The sequence below is a fragment of the Haloarcula sp. Atlit-120R genome (assembly GCF_003665885.1).
Taxonomy (GTDB): Archaea; Halobacteriota; Halobacteria; order Halobacteriales; family Haloarculaceae; genus Haloarcula; species Haloarcula taiwanensis.
The window spans coordinates 37658-56586 of the sequence record NZ_QPLN01000007.1 but is presented as its reverse complement, the minus strand read 5'-3'; the positions used below and the strand labels follow the sequence as shown (position 1 = coordinate 56586).

The window sequence follows — 18929 nt, the reverse complement described above, 5'->3', positions numbered from 1 at the left end:
GGGGCGATGGCGAAGAAGTCGATTCGATATAGAACTAATGACCTCAACCTATATTAAGATACAGCCCGAACGATGTTGTATGACCGAAGACGAATCGAACTCCGAGGGCCTGATGGAACGCCAGACCACGGGTGAAGACCGCGTGCGGATGGTTGCTCGGCAGCTGTCGGAGCCACAGACGGCCAACTGGATCGCCTCCGAAGCGGGCTGGTCACACGAACCAACTAAGCGCGTCCTCGAACGACTCGTCGACGACGGCATCCTCCACCGTGACGAAAGCGGTACTCACACGACGTATTACCCTGATTACCGCCGCCAAGCGATGCAGGAGGCGATGCGCCTCCGAGATAGCGGACACACTGTTGAGGAGCTTACGGACCGGCTCGCCAATATGAAAACGCAGATTCGCGACTGGGAGGACGAATTCGGCGTCGAGTCACCGAATCAGCTTCGCGGAACGCTCGCTGACGAGTCCCTTGACGCTGATGAGGAAGATCGTCGCCGTGAGATCGCCCGCGAGTGGGAGCACCTTCAACGGCGTATCCAGATCGTTGGCTTCGCCATCCGCGAATGGGACTTCCTCGCTCCGACGACAGAGCCTGCCGAGGCCAGCAGCTAACGGATGTCGGTCCCGCATCCAGGTGGTGACCCGAACGCGAACCTCTACGCCCAATTGAAGCGGGACGTCCTCGACCGTGTCCCCCAGATCACGGCCGTTGAGTACGTTCCTGATGATATCGAGGCCAAGCAGCTGCGGGCGGTTTTTGATCCAGCCCGCCTTGATCCCCCAACGGGCCCTGATTCGCCGGAACTGACCGTCAAGTGGTATCGACAGGACCCACACGATTGGTTCCGTATCAACTACACTGATCCGAACACGGGCTTTCACGCCGGCTGGCACCAGGACGAGGACCATCCCGATCTCGGACGGGCGCATTTCCAGTACTCTGCCGCGAATACGGAGGACCGCTGGGGGATCACCTTCGAACACGAGACTCCCTCCCTGATTCTCTGGGAAATCGTCGAAGAGCTCCTTGAGGATGTCCGTCCGACCTACCAGTACGCGAACGAGGAACCATGACACCCCGAGATCGCGCCGATCAGTCACTCACGAGTTCCTTCGAGCGCTACCTCCAGGACAAGGGGAAAGGCCGCGGTGGCGACGGCGGGAACTACCGACGCAACGCAGCCCGCGAACTCGAGCGGTTCGCCGAGTGGGCCGCCGGCGACCGCGGCGACGACGACTGGACCGGGATCGTCCCCGACGACGTCGACCGGGAGCCGACCTTCGACGAGCTCGACGAACGCGTGTTCCGGAAGTACGCCCGGCATCTCGGTGGAGATCGGGGACTCAAGCAGAACACGGTACAAACCTATTACCGCTATATCTCTGCGTGGTGTGGCTGGTGCGTCAACGAGGGATATCTCGAGGCGCATTACGCGCAGCGGGCCAGTGCGATGGCGCCGCTGCCGGAGGACGACGGCCGCAAGCCCGGCGACCAGCAGGCCTGGACGTCCGAACAGCGCCACGCCTTCACCCGCCACGTCGACGAACAGGCCCGCGACGCCGTCGAGGCGTACACGACACTCCCGGAGGATACTGACCCTCTCGACAAGCAACGAGCACGCTACGCGGCGCTGAAGGCGGCTCGTGACCGGGCGCTGGTGTTCGTCCTCGCGTACACCGCCGTTCGGGTCGGGGAACTACTCCGGGATCCGAACGACCCGCGCCGGCGCGGCGTCCGCTGGGAGGACCTTTCGCTCGACGACGGGAGTATGGACGTCTACCGGAAGAAACAGCAGTGGGACGCCGCCAGTCTGCCTGACCCGGTGATTTCGCCGCTACGGAGTTTCCGCCAGCTGATGGACCCGCCGACGGAGCGCTGGCCGGTGTTTCCGACGTTCGATCAGCGGACACTCGCGACGCACGCACGAGAGGTGCTTGCTGACCGAGGGCTACAACCGGACGTCATCGAAGAGCGGCGTGATGAGTTCGCCCGCGACCTTTTATTGGCGCTTGAGGAGGACATCCGACCCCCCTCGATCACGACCGATGGTGCACGGTCGATTCTCCAACGACTCTCCAAGGAGGGGGAGGTCGACATCGCCCACCCGAAACACGACTACCTCGCTCCTCACGGCGGTCGACGAGGCATGGGAGAGGTCCTCGTCAGAGCATTCGGCTACACGGTCGCAGCTCGATATCTCGACAACTCGGAGGAAATGGTTCGAGAGCGGTACTCACATATAGAGGCGGGTGAGTTAGGCGACGTGGCCACGGAAGCTCTTGCGGAAATCGACAGCATTTCGCACTAGATCTCTCTCACTCGTAGATTGTGACCATATTCAAGGGTGGGTCCTGAACAGGCTGGCCACTACCAGTATCGCTATCCGTGAGAGGTCGCCTCTGCTTCGACAGACACGTGGCCGTTTGCAGTCGCGGTTACCGAGTAGCCACAGTAGCTGAATATCACCTTCCCGCTGGCGCCATCTCTATCTCCGAACAGCGCGTCGAGCGCGTCAGCATCGAGGGCATTGTACAACGGCTCAGGAAGCTCCGTGGGCTGAACACCCTTCTCCGCGGCAACAGCCTCGATAACAGCACGGCTGAGCGATTTATCCACTGAATAGGAGGGCCCCGAACTCATGAACAGGGTTAGGCCTACACCTGCATACCACTATCGCTCACACGGACGATTACCTATTCGCACTCACCGTTTGGTGAGCTCGGTCACACATTCAAGCAGTGGACGAATCTCCTCGAACTGTGGTCCTTTGACGACTTCGCCTGTGTCTTTATCCCACCGAACGAACCCCTGATCTTCGAGTTTGGGCAGGTGCGTATGGTACATCGCGATCTGCAATTCCCGGTCGGCGTCCACTTGTGCTGTTTCTCCCCCTGCTGGTATCTGCGCCGCGACGGTCTGTGGGTTGCTTTCAAGAAGGTCGAGTAACAGCTCTCGGCGGTGTTCGTTCCCGAGCGCGTTAAACATAGTGTCGTTCATTGTTCCTCCGAAGGTGTGCCCCGATAAGGACGGCCGCTTCCTTCGGCGGTCACTTCCTCTTGTACTAGTCGACCTGTGACACGGATAACGCTGTTGTATAGGATAATCAATTGAATCGGAGTTCCACAAAATTCGACGGGAAAAGATGTGGTTTCCAGATTAGCTGATGTGGTTTTCCGAGATTTGATGCCCCAAATCTATGAAATCCCAAATCTGGAGGTTCTCACTCGCTTGGTGACACTTCGTCGTCCGAGTCGGCTGCGCGCGCGTCCATGTCTTCGGCACCCTGCAGGAAGAAGTGGTTGAATGGTTGGACGTGGCGCCGGCGCATCATCTCCGAACTCTCGATCTCAACTCCAAGCTCGTGAATGGCATCGGTGATCCTGGTGATGTCGGCGGTGCTGGTTCCAACCACGTCGACATGGATATTGCGCCGGCCTGTGAGCATCTCGCGGACATCTATCACGCCCTGAATCTGTCGGATTTGCTCGGAGAACTCGGGGAGTCTGGTGGGTTTCGCCGAAATAACGAACGTCACTTGCAACGGCAGATTGGCTTCCTCGTAGTCGATCTCTGGATGGTAGCCTTTGATGATGCCGTCGTCTTCGAGTCGGTCGATTCGATTGCGAATCGTACTGGCTGACACACCAACCTTGTCAGCCATCTCTTCTGCGGTTGTCCCACGGGCGTTCCGCTGGAGCAAGTACAGGATACTGCGGTCTATATCGTCCAATTCGCGTCCCATAGGGAGCGTACGGGGTGAAGCCACTGAAAAGTTTCTCCGCTGCGAGCGTGGTTATCGTCCGCTCGCAGCACACTGGGTGTTTGTCTCTCCAGTGAGTCCCTTTCTCGCCATTCAAAGAATCAACTGACTAATTGGACTGGCGCTTGAGTGTCTCGTTTCTAGGATTTTGAAGTGATGCCAACTCAGGAGGTTGTATTCGCCCGCGTACACCGGCTATGGACCAGGATTGTCAGCATGACCTCGATACCGATATAAGTCCGGCCCCACTTGATTCTGGGATGGTACACTCATCGACTGTCGAAAGGGGAACCGCGGCCGGGATCGGACTCGGTCTCGCTCTCGGTGCTGGAATCGGCAGCGCGCTAGAGAACTTGGCGGTCGGTATCGCAGTCGGCATTGCTCTTGGAGCAGCGCTTGGCCGTGCTTGGGATCAACGACAACAGTAGCCACCTCTCTCTGACCGTTTCTTCGCTGTTGTTCAGTTTTCGTGTTCGTCAGTCCGGTCACGAGTCACCTTCGCAAACCCACGAAGTTCGCCCGCGTCATCGAAAATCGCCGTGAGGGTGAAATCCGCAAGAAACTGGTTTCCGTCCTTACGAACGCGCCAGCCCTCTCCCTCGACTGCGCCCTCTATCTTAGCGCGAGTAAGCAACTCCTGTGGTCTTCCGTCTGCAACTGCGTCGTCAGGGAAGAATATACTGTAGTGTTCCCCGTGAATCTCATCGCTCCTGTATCCCTTGATCCGCTCGGCGCCACTGTTCCAGGTCGCTACCTCCCCGTCTGCGTCCATCATAAATATCGCGTAGTGTTCGATCCCATCGACGAGATACTGGAAGCGATCACGCTCGCGGCGGAGGTCGCGTCTCACTTCCTGGTGGCGCAGTGCGTGAGTGATATCGTCGCCCAGTTCAGTGAGTAACTCGCGTTCCCGTTCGTCGAAGGCATCGACGCGATCTGCATAGACATTCAGTATCCCGTAGAGTGTGTCGTCGTAGACGAGGGGAACTGCTGCGCTGGAGCGATATCCTCGTTCGAGCGCGGCATCCCGCCACGGTTCGTACTCGTCGCTCTCGATAATATTCTGCATCACCACCATCTCGCGAGTTCGAACCGCTCGTCCGGTTGGGCCCTGCCCCGTTGCGCTCTCATCGGCTGTGATGTCAATCCCCTCCAGATACCCCTGTTCGACACCTGCTCCCGTTCGTGCCTCAATTGTCTGTGTCTCCGAGTCGTACTCACCAATCCAAGCGAATACATACGGTTCGGCCTCGGTGATGCTTTCACAGACACGGGTTTCGATCTCCGAACGACTCGATGCGCGAACCAACGCCTGGTTGACGGTGTTGACGAGCGTTCGGATTCGATCTAGGTTGGTCGCACGTTGAGTTGCGCGATACTGTTCAACTCCATTCTGAATCCGGTTGGCGAGCAGTTCGTACTGTTCCGAGCCGGGTTGTTTCTGGAGATAGTCCGTGACGCCCGCCGCAATCGCATCGCTAGCGACCGCTTCGCTCCCTTTTCCGGTGAAGAGAATGAACGGCAAATCGGGGTAGTCTTGACGGATGGTTTCGAGAAATTCGATGCCATCCTTCCCGGGCATCTGGTAGTCCGAAATAATGCAGTCGATGTCCCCCGTCGCAACTCGCTCAAGGCCGTCGGCGGCGCTGGTAGTCGTTTCCACACTGAATCGATCGTCTTCACGCTCGAGCATTTCCGCGGTTAGCTCCGAAATACTCGGTTCATCGTCGACGTGAAGGACTGAAATCGGATCCCCAGTACTCATGCTAAAAGTTCTGGTATAGCATTTGGAAGCACGGACTATAACCATATCCACATCCGGCATCAGCTACTCGTTTGGATAGACGGGCGACAATTTAGGATGACGCCCCGAATCGGGATTCTACGAGGAGAGCTGAACATCAGTGATTTCGAAGCGGGCGCCGCCAGCGGACGCGTCCGCTACAGTAATCGACCAGCCGTGTCCCTCGATGATACTCCGGACGATCGAGAGGCCGAACCCGGTACCTCCCTCGCCCGTCGAGTAGCCGTGATCGAACACCTGGTCACGAGCATCGTCGGGGATACCATCGCCTGTATCTTCAACGTAGAACCCGTTTTCGAGCGCTCCAACTCGGACAGTGATGTCTTCACCGCCGTGTTCGATGGCGTTCCGAAAGAGGTTCTCGAAGGCTTCTTCCAGTCGATCCCGGTCGGCCTCGACGATGGTGTCATCAGTGCCGAGGTCGAGAGTCGCTGTTGCCGTTTCGACGTTCCCCCATGCGCTCTTGGCAATCGTCTGTAATTCAACGGGTGTCGTCTCGCCAACGGCCTTCCCGGACCGAGCGAGTGTCAAGAGGTCGCCTGTCAAATACTCGATTCGAGTGAGCGCAGTCGCAGCGTTGTCGAGAAACTCGCTATCACATTCGTCTGCTGCCAGTTCGAGGTTACCGGCTGCGACACTCAGTGGGTTTCGGATATCGTGTGAGACGACGCTCGCGAACTCGTTGAGCCGCTCGTTTTGCCGTTCGAGTTGCTGTTCGTATTCTTTCTGTTCGGTGATATCGCGGATAGCACCAATCATCCGGGCGGGCGTTCCATCGGTGTCATAGATGATGTGGCACGTATCCTCGACGTAGGCGTACGATCCGTCAGCTCGCTGGAATCGGTATTCTTGGCAGAGTCGTTCTTGTTGTGCCTCAAATGCCTGGTGGAGCCGCCTTTTGAGTCGCTCCTCATCGTCGGGATGAGTCTGTTCTTGCCACCAGTCGAACCCGTACTCTTGGTTGGCCGGATGGCCGAACGTGTCCTCGATCCCTTCCGAGAGCCTGATGTCGTTCGTCTCGGCATCTCGCTCCCAGATGATGTCTGAGGCCGCCCGAACCGCCAACTCGTACCGTTCCCGAGTCTGCTCGATCTCTCGTTTGAGGCGATGTTCTCGGACAGCATTCTGAATCCGATGTGCCAGTACATCGTACTCCCCCGTTGTGCCCCGTGAGGTACAGAAGTCGGAGACGTCCTCCGCAAAGGCTCGCTTTGCAGCTGATGCGGATTCCTGATCTGTGAACAGAATAAATGGAAGCTCGGGATGGTCGTCTCGAATGGCGCGAAGCAGCTCCAGCCCGGAGATCTGCGAGAGGTTCTGACTACTGACGATACAGTCGATCGACTCACCGTTCCCGACTCGATTGACGAGCGTCTCTGAGTTAGTGAATGTAGTGGTAGCGAGTGAGTCATCTCGTCGTTCTAATGCTGTTGAGACGGCTTCGCGAATTGTTTCGTCCGGGTCGATGAGAGCAACGTGTATCTTTGCTACCACTGCCGGTCACTATCAGTCACTCTATTGTCGAGATACTAAATAAACCCACATTTGATTCTCATTTCTATGAGTATAGTTACTATGGGCTCCACAACAGCTGATTTAGAACCGTATGGGGTTCGTTGCATGTCAAAATTAAACACCGACTATCTGATGATAAAAACTACCGGATGTCCAGTACGGAGGCGCATTCAGAGTGAGCGAATTAAACGGGTTTCACGTTCCACCTTGACTTTCGGTGCTTGTGGCCATCTGTACTGGTGTTTCTCTTGGTTCTGGTTGGATTGACAAGAGAAAACGACTCATGAGAAAGACGCTTGTGAGAGTCAAGAACCCGAAAATGATGATCTGTGGAAAGGGAACTGGCTCCCCGCCCCGAATCATGAAGACAGCCATCGAAAGCACTGCCCCGCCTAGCGTTGCAACCTTCACGAGCAGCACAGCTGTGAACGCATACCCCCACGGCTGCCCCTCTCGGAGCCAGTACGCTGTCAGGAAGAACGCTGGCACAAGAATGCCCAGGTCGAGTGAGTAGATGACTGACGTGGGTAGCCCCGCTTCGGCGATGCTCGGTGGTGTCGTCCCAGCCAGTGTCGCCGGGAGAATCTCGGCTCCCCATAGGAACGTGATTAGGACTCCAAGTAGCACGTGAAATGCGATGTACGGTCGGACCGACTGTTCACCGACTGCCTGTTTCAGTGCGCCAGCATCTAACCGAACCATCCCGCCAACAAAGATGACCAGTGTTAACCAGAGCAACACAACATACACCAGGTACAGTTCGTTGAAGGCCGTCATAAACGCGTAGGAGGCATAGGTGTAGAGTAAATACCCTGCCACTCCTAGCCAGACGGTATATCCCCGCAATGACCCACGAGAAGCGTAGTACAAAGCAATCGCAAACGCGGGGACAGCTACGACAAGCGTTGTGACGTCCTGTCCGTAGACCTGTGGAAGCAACGGTGGGGCGTCGCGGTAGAATTCGGGCACGAACAGCCCAACGAGTGTTGCGATGACCGTCAATATCAGCGTCGCAATTGATGCGAGACGATACGATCGAGGAACCGCTTCTTCTGATTGTGGCATTATTTTGTCAGCGGTAGTTCAACTGAAGATCTTGTAGTTGTTACCCACGGAGAGTGTCGAAGTCTTCATATCCGCTTTGTCTCCGTTCACTCATTCGTCGTTTTCGACAGACCTTGTGAGACCGAGACGTCCTTCGAGGAAGGTTCCGAAGTCAGCGGCGAAGGCTTCGACTTCTTGCCAGTTGGTATACTCGTAATCTTGGGATGCGTCGGTGTCGCCGGTCGCTTCCTTCGCGATCTGTTTCATCATTAAGCGCTTGAGAAAACCGTACTTCGAATAGCGGAGTGCACCACCAAACAGTCCAATCCGGTCGGGGTGCCACCCGGTTTCTTCGAGGAACGAGTCAACGTATCCTACAGCTTCAGCTCGGCTGGATGGATCAGTTGAGGCACTCGACAAAGAGACTTGGAAGAACGCCGTTGGTCGTTGCTCCAAGTCGTTACGATGGGTCTGAACAAACTCATTCACTGCTGGTTGATGCTGTCCCATATGAATCGACGCACCGATACAAACGGCATCGAATTCCTCAATTGTGAAGTCTGGTGGCAGTTCATCGAGATTCTTCACGGTAGTCTCGTGACCGCGGTCGACGAGGCACCCACTGGCTCGATTCACGATTTTCGCTGTCTGTCCTTCGCCAGTTCCGTATCCGATGAGAATCGAAGCCATCGTACAGTCTCGTGTGTAGGACTCACCCGTTAATAAACAGTTGTAAGGATACTAGAAATTTCAGCTAGAATATCCGCTATTTCCTTCTGCTAGACGGAGTCAGCTGTCTTGAGGAGCGTCTTTCCAGTTGGAGACCGGACCCGATGTACTTGGCATCGGTTCAGTGGGGAAATTTGTTAGTCCTTCTGGTGGCTACTCTGCTATATGGGACGCGACTTGGACGACATTGACCGAAGCATCCTCTACCTGCTCCAGAGAGATGCTCGTAACACGACAGCACAGGAAATCGGCGATACGGCTGGCGTTTCGGCCAGCACCGTTCGGAACCGCATCGACCAGCTCGAAGCCGATGGTATCATCAAAGGCTATCATCCAGAGATCAATTACGAGGAAGCCAATTTGCCGTTGCAAGTGACGTTCGTTATCTCCGCACCTCCCACCGAACTCAAGCAGTACTCGGAGGATATCAGGGCAATCCAGGGTGTGGTCGATGTTCGTGAGATGCTCACGGGGCGGCGCAACATCCATATTGATGTTGTCGGGACGAGCACGAGCGATATCACCAGGATCACTGATGCGATCCACGACATTGGTGTCGAGATCGAGTCGTCGGAGATGATGCGCCGCCGCCACGTCCAGCCATTCAACCACTTCTTCCTGCAGGGAACCGAAGACATGGAAGCGCGCGACGACCATTTTGAGGATGAGCAGCCAAATTCTGAATAATATCTGATATAATTACACTATACACAATTTGAGAGGAGGGAATATGGGTTCCCACACACCATAGTTTCGGATAGCACAGTATACTCTCTAAGCAGTGCGGATTTTCCCAATACATAAACTACTATACACAACAACGTTATCCGTCCTTCAGGTCGAGTCTTTTAGTGAGGATGTAACCACCGGGGGAGTTGTTGACCTTCATGGTGGAATCCGCTAGAGACACTATGAACGACACTACCTTCGATGCGCTGGCGAACGAACATCGCCGAACGCTCCTCGTCGACCTGCTTGACGAGAACCCGCAGGAAGTGGCTGTTGAACTCTCTGCGGGTGACGATGCTGGGGAACTGAAAGCCAACCACCGTCGGGGAATCGAGATGTATCACACACATCTCCCAAAACTCGACGATTATGGCTTCATCCAGTGGGACCGAGACACTCACGAAGTCACCAAGGGGCCACGATTCGAGGAGCTTCGCCCACTTCTCGAGTGTATGGTCGAGCACGCCAAGAACCAACCAGTGTGAGAAGCCAGATGCAAATATGTCAACAGACGACGAAGAACTTTCGACTACTGATATGGCAGAGTCCTCGTTGAGTGAAGATGTTGACGCGGTCTTTGCGATTCACCGGCGACGACATCTGCTCTATTGTCTCCATCTCTCTCCAACATCACTGACACTGCCAGAGATAGCTGACCAACTCACGCTCTGGGAGCACCCAGAATCGTCCGATCTCGACGACAGAGACCGGCTCCGGATCTACATGTCGCTGTATCATGACCATCTCCCTGCGTTACGTGCAGCTGATCTTGTCGAGTACCACCAAGTAGACGATCTCGTCGAGGCGGGCCCAGCCCTCGCCCGTATCGAGTCACAGCTACAATCTCAGTTAGCGAATGAGCTTCCTGCCCTCCTGCAGGCCGAAGGAACCCATATCGGCCATGAAGACGCCTAATCGCTGTGCTACCCTGAGACCGAACTGATGCCGCGTTTGTCGCTCCTTCATAGGCCCTGAACGACTCGTACTTATGGGGCTACCGGGTGAGTATCGCGTAGCAGATCCCCGCGACAGTCACGTGCATCACCATCAGCACGAGAATCCCTGCGGTTGTGGCTCCCGGACGCCCCGGGAGAAACGCCACGTCCGGAACGAACGACAGGAGCAACACAACCCCAGTAATCACCGCGAAAAGTCGATTCGGGCGTGCTGATCGCCACTGGAGGAGGCCATATACGATGGTAGCGCCGACTGCCCCGACCGCAGAGAGAAACAGGACGGGCGGGAATGCGAGCGGTTGGAACGACTGGACTGCATCTGTGGCTATGACGATCCCGACGATGAGCCCGTTCACGACGAGCGAGAGCGCGAGCGCGATTCCACCACGGGTTGCAAGCGTTCGGTGATCCATCGGTGAGTGCTGGGTTTTCGTTTGCATAATTTTGTGTCGTGTTGGCGTATTCGGTCTCTGATCCGTCAGTGGTTATTGATCGACTTCCTGTCGTTCATCTGCGTGGCTGGCTTCCTGCTGGAACACCTCTGCGTGATCTTTGACGAACGCTCGCATTGTCCGGGGCGGGCGTCCAAGCACGTCTGCAACGTCGTCAGTCACTCGGCCTGCCAGCCCAAGTCGGGCGGTCGTATAGATGCCCAGCATCACGATGACGAACGGAAGCGGTGAGTTGCGGCGGTACATCGTCGTGGCGAATTCGATTGGGCCGGGTTGGGTGTATTCGATTTCCCGATCCAAGACTTCGGAGAAAATTTCGGCTACGTCGTCGTACGTTAGTGCTTCCGGCCCAGTCACGTCGTATGCGCGATTCTCGTGGCCCGGTTCGGTGAGAGCTGCCACTGCGACGGCGGCGATATCCCGAGCATCGACGAAACTCGTGGTTCCGTCACCTGCGGGAACGAATATCTCATCACGGTCAACGATGTCTTCTCGATGGACCTCGGATAGATTCTGCATGAAAAACGACGCTCGTAGGAACGTGTAGGTCACGTCGGTCTCACGGAGCGCATCTTCGATTCGGTGATGGGGTAAGAGCGGATTCTTTTCGGCTCCGAGTACCGAGAGGTAGACGACATGGTCGACACCGACCCGAGCCGCAGCGTCGACGGCCGGCGTGAGATGGCGCTTCACGCGACTCACTGATGGCGGTCGGATGAGAAACATCGCATCGACATCCGCGAACGCAGCGCCCCACGTCTCTGGTTTGTGGAAATCGAACGCAACACATTCGACATCACTCACGAACTGCTCGTTGGCCCGCTCGGGATTACGGACGCCCGCTCGGACGGCGACGTCTTTCTGGGTGAGTTGGCTAACGACGTGACTCCCCACGGTGCCAGTGGCTCCGGTAACGAGGATGCGTTTCATTGGTCTGTGATCTTCGGTAGTTGTTCGACGTACAGGTCGTCTTCTATGCAGTCGAGGATGAACTGGGCGACGTTGGCCCGGGCGGCACTATCGCGTAGCCCCAACTGGAGTTCCGTTCCGTGGCGGAACTGCCCCGTGTGTTCACCCTCTGTGAGTCGTGGGCCACGGACGATCGTCCATTGGGCGTTGCTCACCCGAAGCATCTCCGCATGCGATTTGGCGTCCTCGAGGACGCCGCCAGCCATCACTTTCAGCAGTGAGCCCATCACCTTCCCGCCGAGACTCACCGACTCGCCGTCTTCCCGAACGCCAGCCCCAACCAGTGTCACGATGCGTTCGACACCGGATTCGTCCATCGCATCGAGAATGTGCCGTCCAGCTTCGGTTAGGAGGTCGTCGGGGCCCGATGAGGTTTGGCCGAGGACGCAGATGACCGCATCGACCGCGCTGGCTTCGTCACTATCGATTCCGGCGGCGACGGCGTCAGCGACGCCAGCACCGGTGTAGGCATCGCCCTCTACGATGACGAGTGCGTCGTGGCTGCGAAACGACGCGGGGATATCATTCGCGTTGCGGGCGAACGCGACGACGTCGTGGCCGCGTTCGAGTGCCTGTTCGACGAGGGGAACTCCGGTTCGTCCGGTAGCCCCAAACACCGCGATTTTCATACCCCCTACTACGACAGGCGGAGTCATATACTTGTGACTTCGGAGTTTCGTAGTAATGGCCGCCACACATCCCTGTGTTGCCGAAATCACACTCGAATGTTCTTGGCGCTGGAGCTCATATTGAACTGTATGGACGATGTGCCCCAGGGACGTGAAGCCGCTCGTGACCGGCGGAAATCGATGTCGCCGGCCGAGCGCGAACGGGTCGAACAGACCGTCTCGGAGTTGCTTGACCTCTTAGGAAAAGCGCACATGATGGCGATTCTCCGTGAATTCGCGTTTTCTGAGGGACCGCTCAGATTCTCCGACCTCGAAACCGAGCTGGGTATCTCACCGAACACCCTCTCGGAGCGATTGAAGGAACTTGTCGCAACAGGGTTGCTCGTTCGAGAGTCCTACGACGAAATCCCACCTCGCGTGGAGTATGAGCCGACGGAGAAGGCTGAAGCACTGTTTCCCGCGTTCGGCCACTTTCATCGATGGGCTGCCGATTTTGCACTCGAACCAACCGACGCGGACAAGACTTCAACTTTTGAAGTGAATTAGCAACTTCGGACTCGCAAGTATTTGACTACGAAATTCATAGTCTAATCCGATTGCAGCCGTGACACAGATCTCTGCCAGCAGCGGAACTGGCGGGCCAATTGAAGCAGCAACTGAGTCCACGATGAATACACACGACAACACGAATCCAGGTGGCGATGGTACCGAGACGCCTCGCTACGCGATTGACGCACAGAATGTCCAGTTGACCTACAGTGATGGAACCCGAGCCGTCAACGGTGTCGGCATCCAGATTCCCGAGGGAGAATTCTTCGGCTTCCTCGGCCCAAACGGGGCTGGAAAGACGACTACGATCAAAACGTTGGTTACACTCCTGTCGCCCACTGGTGGTGAGATTACTGTCAACGGGTTCGACGTTCGGACAGACCCGCGAGCCGTTCGCGAGTCAGTCGGCTACATGGCTCAGGAGACGAGCGTTGACTCCGAACTCACTGCCAGAGAGAATATTCGATTCGCGTGTGAGGCCTATGGCGTCCCGCGGTCGGCACGTGGTGACCGTATCGACGAACTACTTGATCTCGTTGACCTCGCCGACGTTGGCGACAAGCAGGCCGAAGAGTTCTCTGGAGGCATGAAAAAGCGCCTCGACGCGGCGATGGCACTCGTTCACCAGCCACCACTGGTCTTTCTCGACGAGCCCACGACCGGCCTCGATCCGAAAGCCCGCAACCGCCTCTGGGAGTACTTCCAACGAATCAACGATCAGGGAACGACCATCTTCCTCACGACGCAGTACCTCGAGGAGGCCGACCAGCTCTGTGATCGTCTCTCAGTCATCCTCGACGGGGAGATCGTCGCGACCGGGCCGCCGGCCGATCTGAAACGACGTGTCGGTGGCGAAATCCTCGACGTTGATCTGGAAGACGGTGAGGACGCGAGCGACCGTGCCGCTGACGTCGTTCGGGAGACCGACATCTTCGACTCGGAAGCGACAGTCGAGGTGACCGAAGACGGCATCAGCGTCACCTCCGAGAACGCTCGCGAGCGTGGCACGGACCTGCTCGTTGCCCTGCGAGATGAAGGATTGACAGTGACCGGGTTCAACATTCGTGCGCCAACCCTGGACGACGTCTTCCTCGCTATCACCGGCGACGAGATGGATGACGAGGCAGCAACTGCCGCAGGGGTCGAGCGATGAGTACGCCGTCGACGGATCCCACGCCGGGAGCCGACGCCGACGTGCATCGGGCGAGCAACTCCTTCGTCGGTGACGTGTGGACGAATTTCAAACGCTGGAATCTGAAAGCCGTCCGCAATCCATTCGTGTTGGTCGTCTCGCTCGTCCAACCGATCATCTTCCTGCTGTTGTTCACCGAGGTGTTCGGGCAGATCGCTGGCGGGGCGATCAATCGCGGTGGCGGCGCCGGCATCAGTTACGAGACGTATCTGGTTCCGGCAATCGCGATCCAGGTGTCGCTGGCGGCGGCCATCACCTCTGGCATCGGCCTCGTGAACGACATCGAGGAGGGAATGTTCGAGAAGATTCTGGCGACGCCGATGAACCGGACGGCGGTGTTCGTCGGGAAGACAGCCGCAGAAGTACTCCGGATCGTGGTACAGGTCGGGATCATTCTCGGCCTCGGGGTCTTGCTCGGCGCGGAGATCGCCACCGGGCTCGTCGGCGCGGTCGGTATCATGCTCGTCGGCCTGCTGTTCTCGCTGTGGTTTATCGCGCTGTCGAACACCGCTGCCGTCATCACGAAAGACCAAGAGTCGACGATCATCGCGGCGAACCTCCTCCAGTTTCCGCTGTTGTTCCTATCGTCGGCGTTCCTACCGCTAGACGCCCTCCCAGAGTGGATTCAGACGTTCGCTCGATTCAACCCCGTCACCTATGGCGTCGACGCTGCCCGGGCGCTGATGCTCGACCAGGACGTGATGACGGTCGTCGAGGTCACGCAATTCAGCGGCATCTGGAACACACTGATTCCGGCAATTGTGGTTCTCGCTGTCCTCGATCTGGTACTCGGTGCTGTCGCGGTCTTCCTGCTCACCCGCGCGACGAGTTCTGACGTTAAGTGACGGAGTGCTTTTTTGTGCTTAACAGAACCGTCCCAGCTACCTATCCAACCAGTTCGAAACGTTACAGAATCATAGTAACATCTTCAAAATATCTCATCTATTTGGGGGGAATCTTCTCAATTTCAGAAATCCCAAACCTATCTCGATCAATCTCCAAATCGAAATTGACGCGTCCTTTAGTATCGGTTTCACGCCAGAACTCCGGGAATTTTGAGACGGTAAGCGTTCGCCGTTGTTGTAATCCCTCGCCAAACCATCCGAAGTCAAGAACACCTTCGAAAGACCGTTCAAGCAAACCTTGCCGTTGCTGGTTAATGAGATTGGTATCGCCGGCAGCGATTAGAATACTGTCTGATTTAGCTACCATATAACAGAGTGTTTGCGCGATGAAATATAGATCACCCGGTTCAAAGAACTTCCATATTAATGGAACAAAGTCAGTCAGGGAATCGATGAAGATCATCTCTCCTGGTTTAGCTTCGATGAGATCATCGAATCGGCGGAATACCTGTTCGTAATACTCAGTGGATTGGTCTGACCTCGGTCTATACTCGAACCCGCCGCCTGTTCCGGGTTTAATCGGTCCGAGATTAGCCATTTCCTCGGCAAGGCTGAGTACGTTGATGTGTTCGAGTGCGGGATAAGCGAACTCATCGTCCGCGAGATCGTGTATATGCCGGCGAAGCGTATTCTCCGAATCGTTGACTGTGATATACCGCACCTCTGAAGGCTGTCGGACCGCTTCGGGTACCTCGTCGTATGTAATCTCGAACAAGCCCGATTCTGCCTGCCAGTTCCCGTGCATAACCGCCGCGGACCGAAGAAACTCATGGTAACCAGCTCCAGTAGGACCGATGGCCAATATTGACGTTCCGGGGCGGATGCCGCCTTTGAGGCGATTGTCGAAACTCGGAATCCCAATCGGGATTTTCGGTCGTTGGTTGTTTACGTCCGATGGCTGATCCATAACGTCCGTATCTGTGGGTCAGTCATAACGATTTGGCAGTGAAACGGTAGGGACATATTTCAACAATAACATACAATTCGAGATTACTAACCTTGGGATTTACCCAAGACGAGTTCTGCGCTCGGTAGTCAGTTCATATCAGGACACGGGATTCACACTTGTTGTGTGAAATAGAAGACCCTAAGAGTCAGATTCAGCTGATTCAGGCTGTCTCCCCTCCGATTAGAACGTGACCTGTTCTGACACTACCGACTAGTAATTAATACAGTCTCCTCTTCGTCTTCTGAAACTCTGGAACAGCGGAACGTTCAAGCAGACCACGTATTTTGTTTCAGTTGACCGTGCCGTTCAGAGCGCTCGACGACGGGAAGATTGTCACCCCCATACAGGTCAATGACCAGCAACCCGTCGAATGTCCTGAGTGCCGAAGTATCCTTTATCCTCGCGACGGGGACCACCGTGCCCGCCACTTCTTTCACGCTGCCGACGACGCAGCTGAGTCCTGTTCAAAGGCGGGCCAGGGGGAATCAGATACCCACGCTCGCTGTACGGCATTGGCAGTCGCTACGCTTGCTGACCATTATCCGAATGCAGCACGCGTCGGGGCTGAAATCACAATCGACGCGACAGGGACGCCAACAACTCCCGAGACCCGACGGGCCGACGCCCTCGTTGAGTTCGATGAGGAAAACCCCTTCTTCGGAGGCGGCCTTATCATCGAGGTTCAACACAAGCACCACAGCAAGGATATCGAAGGAACCACCCACGATTACCTTTCAGCGGGGTACTCAGTCGCGTGGTTAGAGTCTGGGGATTTTGGTGACGAGCAGCTGGACTATCAGGTCGTCGACGACGCGTTCCGAGCCGACGACGGTCGTGCTTTCAGCATCCGTGAGTACGACCCGTGGGAGTTCGACACTCGTGTCGAAGCGAATCTCGACTGGGAGGAAAAATCTCGAGGCTGCCATTTCGTCGAAGAATACGGGAGCCACAATTGGAGCCAAGTCCTAGGATATGCGCATCCGGACGGGTACGAATACGAATACTGCTGGTGGTGCGGATCACGCCGGCGGTACGATCACGAACTAACCAGGTTCGTGTACGACTACGAGGGGGTGCTCGCACCAGAGGTCGACATCGAAGTTCTTCGTGACGCTGTTATCCCCTATCCAGATGTTGCGAACGATTTTGACGACTGGAAGAACGGCGACTCGTTTGGTCGTGAACGGTCGGTTGAGGGAGCATTAGCAAACCGTACTGATGTCGCACCGTGTCGCGGACCACACGGCATTCACGAATGGACGAGAAAGGAGGTCATCAAACGAAGGTACGATGATCGCGTCGCCGTCGCGCTCTGGGAATGCCAGCACTGCCCTGTTCACCTTCTCACGAACCATACCGGGCATGGGGAGACGGAGGCGGCAATTCTGTTCGGAAAAGCTCCAAACCCGGATTGGGGATTGGACCACCTAAACGGAAATCCGCGAAAGTGTAACAACCGCTCTCACCACGAACAGGCGGACTGGGACTATTGCCCGGACTGCTTTCAGATAGATCCATAGAGGCGGGATATCGAGAACTCCAAAATAGAACTCACGTAGGCTCCTCTACCTGGAGACTCATCGTAATTAGATGCTCTAAGGTCTGAATTGAGTAGACATCTGTAGAACTGGACTGCTCTATTGCCTCTGACATCGGTTCTGCTATAGTTTGTCCGCCTTCTCGTCCCATAATCAGGTTGTAGATAAGATTCAAAATCACCTTCGACATCTGCTTGCACACCTCACCGTTCACATGGTAGAGGTTCAACTCAGCGTCGTAATGTCGGTTCCCCAGCGACTCCGTTTGGAGTCTAAGGAAAAAGAAGCCCCATCGGTCCTGCTGTACAGCTTCCATGTCGTCTATTAGGTCTTCAACCTCGGTATCCAGCTGTCCGAAAAGCCCCTCTTCCCAAAGCCACTCGATATCCTTGATCGTGACTGGTAGAACGCGAAACCCGTGCTTCAAATCATTCAGTAGCGGTCGGAATCCTCGCCAAAAATTGAGGGCGGCATTCGCAGCTGCGATATGTAGGTCGGGATCTTCAACGAAGTCTAATTCATTTGTTTCCTCGTAGTAGACTGCAGAACACCCCAAGAACTCTCGTGCGATCATCTCCCGGTCTGTTGCAACTATTTCATCGATGACCTGCTCAAACTCAATTAGATCCTCCGGCTCCTCCGCTAAGCGGCTAACTGAAACCATCTCGCCGTCATCAATTTCGACTGTAAGCTCATCAAGGACACTGGCGATATCCCGTGTATAGGTATCCTCTTTCACCATCATCCAGGGCTGCTCTGGATTCCGAGCATTCACCGCGAACAGGTGGGCATATAGATCGGATAACTGAGCTAGAATATAGAGCGAGTCCATCCCGTCGTAGCGATTGTAGGGGTTGAGTTTCTTGATTCGGTTATCCCAGTAACCAAATGCGAAATTGCGACGCCATAAGTCTGCCATAGGGTTCTCCAAATCGAGTTCTTCCATACTAGGTCTCCAAGATGTGTGGTCGACACAAAGAATGACCGTTTATATAGTAGCTGGTGAATCCTATTACGCAATGTCTGACCTCATCGTCAAAGCAGCCGTGAAGGACGCACTTTCGGACCACAACGTCTCGGCAGATTTCTACGACGCCCTCAACGAAGAGGTCGCCGAACTGCTCGAGGACGCCGCAGAGCGTGCCGAGGCCAACGACCGGAAGACGGTCCAGCCGCGCGACCTGTAGGCCTGCGTAACGCA

General features: G+C 56.0%; 24 protein-coding genes. 12 read left to right on the top strand and 12 right to left on the bottom strand.

Annotation, left to right across the window (positions count from 1 at the left end; all coding sequences use genetic code 11):
• Nucleotides 1–37 precede the first annotated feature (37 nt).
• From DVK01_RS18830 to DVK01_RS18820, 3 genes are read left to right on the top strand one after another with little or no spacing between them, the layout of a single operon-like run.
• Nucleotides 38–619 carry a hypothetical protein gene (locus DVK01_RS18830; protein ID WP_121538161.1) on the top strand — a complete coding sequence of 194 codons (582 nt, stop codon included), beginning with the start codon at nt 38–40 and terminating at the stop codon, nt 617–619.
• Nucleotides 620–622: 3 nt separating this feature from the next.
• Nucleotides 623–1081, top strand: coding sequence for a hypothetical protein (locus DVK01_RS18825; RefSeq protein WP_121538159.1), 459 nt, complete (start codon nt 623–625; stop codon nt 1079–1081).
• Nucleotides 1078–2316: a phage integrase SAM-like domain-containing protein gene (locus DVK01_RS18820; RefSeq protein ID WP_121538157.1), complete on the top strand. Its 1239-nt coding sequence runs from the start codon at nt 1078–1080 to the stop codon at nt 2314–2316. Before DVK01_RS18825 ends, DVK01_RS18820 begins: the two co-directional genes overlap by 4 nt.
• A gap of 71 nt (nt 2317–2387) precedes the next feature.
• On the opposite strand, the gene DVK01_RS18815 is transcribed toward DVK01_RS18820, so the two are convergent.
• From DVK01_RS18815 to DVK01_RS18805, 3 genes are all read right to left on the bottom strand, one after another.
• Nucleotides 2388–2624, bottom strand: a complete 237-nt coding sequence (locus DVK01_RS18815) for a HalOD1 output domain-containing protein (RefSeq protein ID WP_199722379.1) — start codon at nt 2622–2624, stop codon at nt 2388–2390.
• An 87-nt stretch (nt 2625–2711) separates the two neighbouring features.
• Entirely contained in the window at nt 2712–3005 is a 294-nt protein-coding gene (locus DVK01_RS18810) for an ArsR family transcriptional regulator (protein ID WP_121538153.1), read from the bottom strand.
• A gap of 223 nt (nt 3006–3228) precedes the next feature.
• Nucleotides 3229–3750, bottom strand: coding sequence for an Lrp/AsnC family transcriptional regulator (locus DVK01_RS18805; protein WP_121538151.1), 522 nt, complete (start codon nt 3748–3750; stop codon nt 3229–3231).
• A gap of 278 nt (nt 3751–4028) precedes the next feature.
• On the opposite strand from DVK01_RS18805, the gene DVK01_RS22375 reads away from it, so the two are divergent.
• Complete coding sequence (locus DVK01_RS22375; protein WP_199722378.1) at nt 4029–4196, top strand: hypothetical protein; 168 nt, start codon at nt 4029–4031, stop codon at nt 4194–4196.
• A gap of 32 nt (nt 4197–4228) precedes the next feature.
• On the opposite strand, the gene DVK01_RS18800 is transcribed toward DVK01_RS22375, so the two are convergent.
• The 4 genes from DVK01_RS18800 to DVK01_RS18785 all read right to left on the bottom strand — a co-directional run bounded on the left by DVK01_RS18800 (nt 4229) and on the right by DVK01_RS18785 (nt 8821).
• On the bottom strand, nt 4229–5533 hold the full coding sequence (locus DVK01_RS18800; protein WP_121538149.1) for a response regulator: 1305 nt from the start codon (nt 5531–5533) through the stop codon (nt 4229–4231).
• Nucleotides 5534–5650: 117 nt separating this feature from the next.
• Nucleotides 5651–7066 (bottom strand): ATP-binding protein, encoded by a 1416-nt coding sequence (locus DVK01_RS18795; protein ID WP_121538147.1) that lies wholly within the window; start codon nt 7064–7066, stop codon nt 5651–5653.
• 216 nt (nt 7067–7282) lie between these two features.
• The gene (locus tag DVK01_RS18790) at nt 7283–8152 is read right to left on the bottom strand and encodes a hypothetical protein (RefSeq protein WP_121538145.1); all 870 of its coding nucleotides are present in this window, start codon (nt 8150–8152) and stop codon (nt 7283–7285) included.
• A gap of 90 nt (nt 8153–8242) precedes the next feature.
• Nucleotides 8243–8821, bottom strand: coding sequence for a flavodoxin domain-containing protein (locus DVK01_RS18785; RefSeq protein ID WP_121538143.1), 579 nt, complete (start codon nt 8819–8821; stop codon nt 8243–8245).
• A gap of 204 nt (nt 8822–9025) precedes the next feature.
• On the opposite strand from DVK01_RS18785, the gene DVK01_RS18780 reads away from it, so the two are divergent.
• From DVK01_RS18780 to DVK01_RS18770, 3 genes are all read left to right on the top strand, one after another.
• Nucleotides 9026–9547 (top strand): Lrp/AsnC family transcriptional regulator, encoded by a 522-nt coding sequence (locus tag DVK01_RS18780; RefSeq protein WP_121538141.1) that lies wholly within the window; start codon nt 9026–9028, stop codon nt 9545–9547.
• 224 nt (nt 9548–9771) lie between these two features.
• Nucleotides 9772–10074, top strand: a complete 303-nt coding sequence (locus DVK01_RS18775; protein ID WP_121538139.1) for an ArsR family transcriptional regulator — start codon at nt 9772–9774, stop codon at nt 10072–10074.
• Between the two features lie 16 nt (nt 10075–10090).
• The gene (locus DVK01_RS18770) at nt 10091–10504 is read left to right on the top strand and encodes a hypothetical protein (protein WP_121538137.1); all 414 of its coding nucleotides are present in this window, start codon (nt 10091–10093) and stop codon (nt 10502–10504) included.
• Between the two features lie 79 nt (nt 10505–10583).
• On the opposite strand, the gene DVK01_RS18765 is transcribed toward DVK01_RS18770, so the two are convergent.
• The 3 genes from DVK01_RS18765 to DVK01_RS18755 form a co-directional block, all read right to left on the bottom strand.
• A complete protein-coding gene (locus DVK01_RS18765; protein WP_121538135.1) occupies nt 10584–10958 on the bottom strand; it encodes a DUF6069 family protein in 375 nt (124 codons plus the stop codon).
• A 72-nt stretch (nt 10959–11030) separates the two neighbouring features.
• Nucleotides 11031–11927, bottom strand: coding sequence for an SDR family oxidoreductase (locus tag DVK01_RS18760; protein WP_121538133.1), 897 nt, complete (start codon nt 11925–11927; stop codon nt 11031–11033).
• Nucleotides 11924–12595, bottom strand: a complete 672-nt coding sequence (locus DVK01_RS18755; RefSeq protein WP_121538131.1) for an NAD(P)-dependent oxidoreductase — start codon at nt 12593–12595, stop codon at nt 11924–11926. Before DVK01_RS18755 ends, DVK01_RS18760 begins: the two co-directional genes overlap by 4 nt.
• 129 nt (nt 12596–12724) lie before the next feature.
• On the opposite strand from DVK01_RS18755, the gene DVK01_RS18750 reads away from it, so the two are divergent.
• The 3 genes from DVK01_RS18750 to DVK01_RS18740 all read left to right on the top strand — a co-directional run bounded on the left by DVK01_RS18750 (nt 12725) and on the right by DVK01_RS18740 (nt 15181).
• Nucleotides 12725–13141, top strand: a complete 417-nt coding sequence (locus DVK01_RS18750) for a helix-turn-helix domain-containing protein (protein ID WP_233562808.1) — start codon at nt 12725–12727, stop codon at nt 13139–13141.
• Nucleotides 13142–13262: 121 nt separating this feature from the next.
• Nucleotides 13263–14297 (top strand): ATP-binding cassette domain-containing protein, encoded by a 1035-nt coding sequence (locus tag DVK01_RS18745; protein WP_121538270.1) that lies wholly within the window; start codon nt 13263–13265, stop codon nt 14295–14297.
• Nucleotides 14294–15181, top strand: coding sequence for an ABC transporter permease (locus tag DVK01_RS18740; RefSeq protein WP_121538127.1), 888 nt, complete (start codon nt 14294–14296; stop codon nt 15179–15181). Before DVK01_RS18745 ends, DVK01_RS18740 begins: the two co-directional genes overlap by 4 nt.
• Before the next feature lie 97 nt (nt 15182–15278).
• On the opposite strand, the gene DVK01_RS18735 is transcribed toward DVK01_RS18740, so the two are convergent.
• A complete protein-coding gene (locus DVK01_RS18735; RefSeq protein WP_121538125.1) occupies nt 15279–16148 on the bottom strand; it encodes a hypothetical protein in 870 nt (289 codons plus the stop codon).
• A gap of 341 nt (nt 16149–16489) precedes the next feature.
• Here DVK01_RS18735 and DVK01_RS18730 point away from each other — a divergent pair, with 341 nt between their 5' ends.
• Nucleotides 16490–17710, top strand: a complete 1221-nt coding sequence (locus DVK01_RS18730) for a competence protein CoiA (RefSeq protein WP_121538123.1) — start codon at nt 16490–16492, stop codon at nt 17708–17710.
• A gap of 31 nt (nt 17711–17741) precedes the next feature.
• Here the strand turns inward: DVK01_RS18730 and DVK01_RS18725 are convergent, their stop codons facing one another.
• Complete coding sequence (locus DVK01_RS18725; protein ID WP_121538121.1) at nt 17742–18674, bottom strand: hypothetical protein; 933 nt, start codon at nt 18672–18674, stop codon at nt 17742–17744.
• A 73-nt stretch (nt 18675–18747) separates the two neighbouring features.
• Here DVK01_RS18725 and DVK01_RS18720 point away from each other — a divergent pair, with 73 nt between their 5' ends.
• Entirely contained in the window at nt 18748–18915 is a 168-nt protein-coding gene (locus DVK01_RS18720; RefSeq protein ID WP_121538119.1) for a DUF1931 family protein, read from the top strand.
• Nucleotides 18916–18929: the final 14 nt, after the last annotated feature.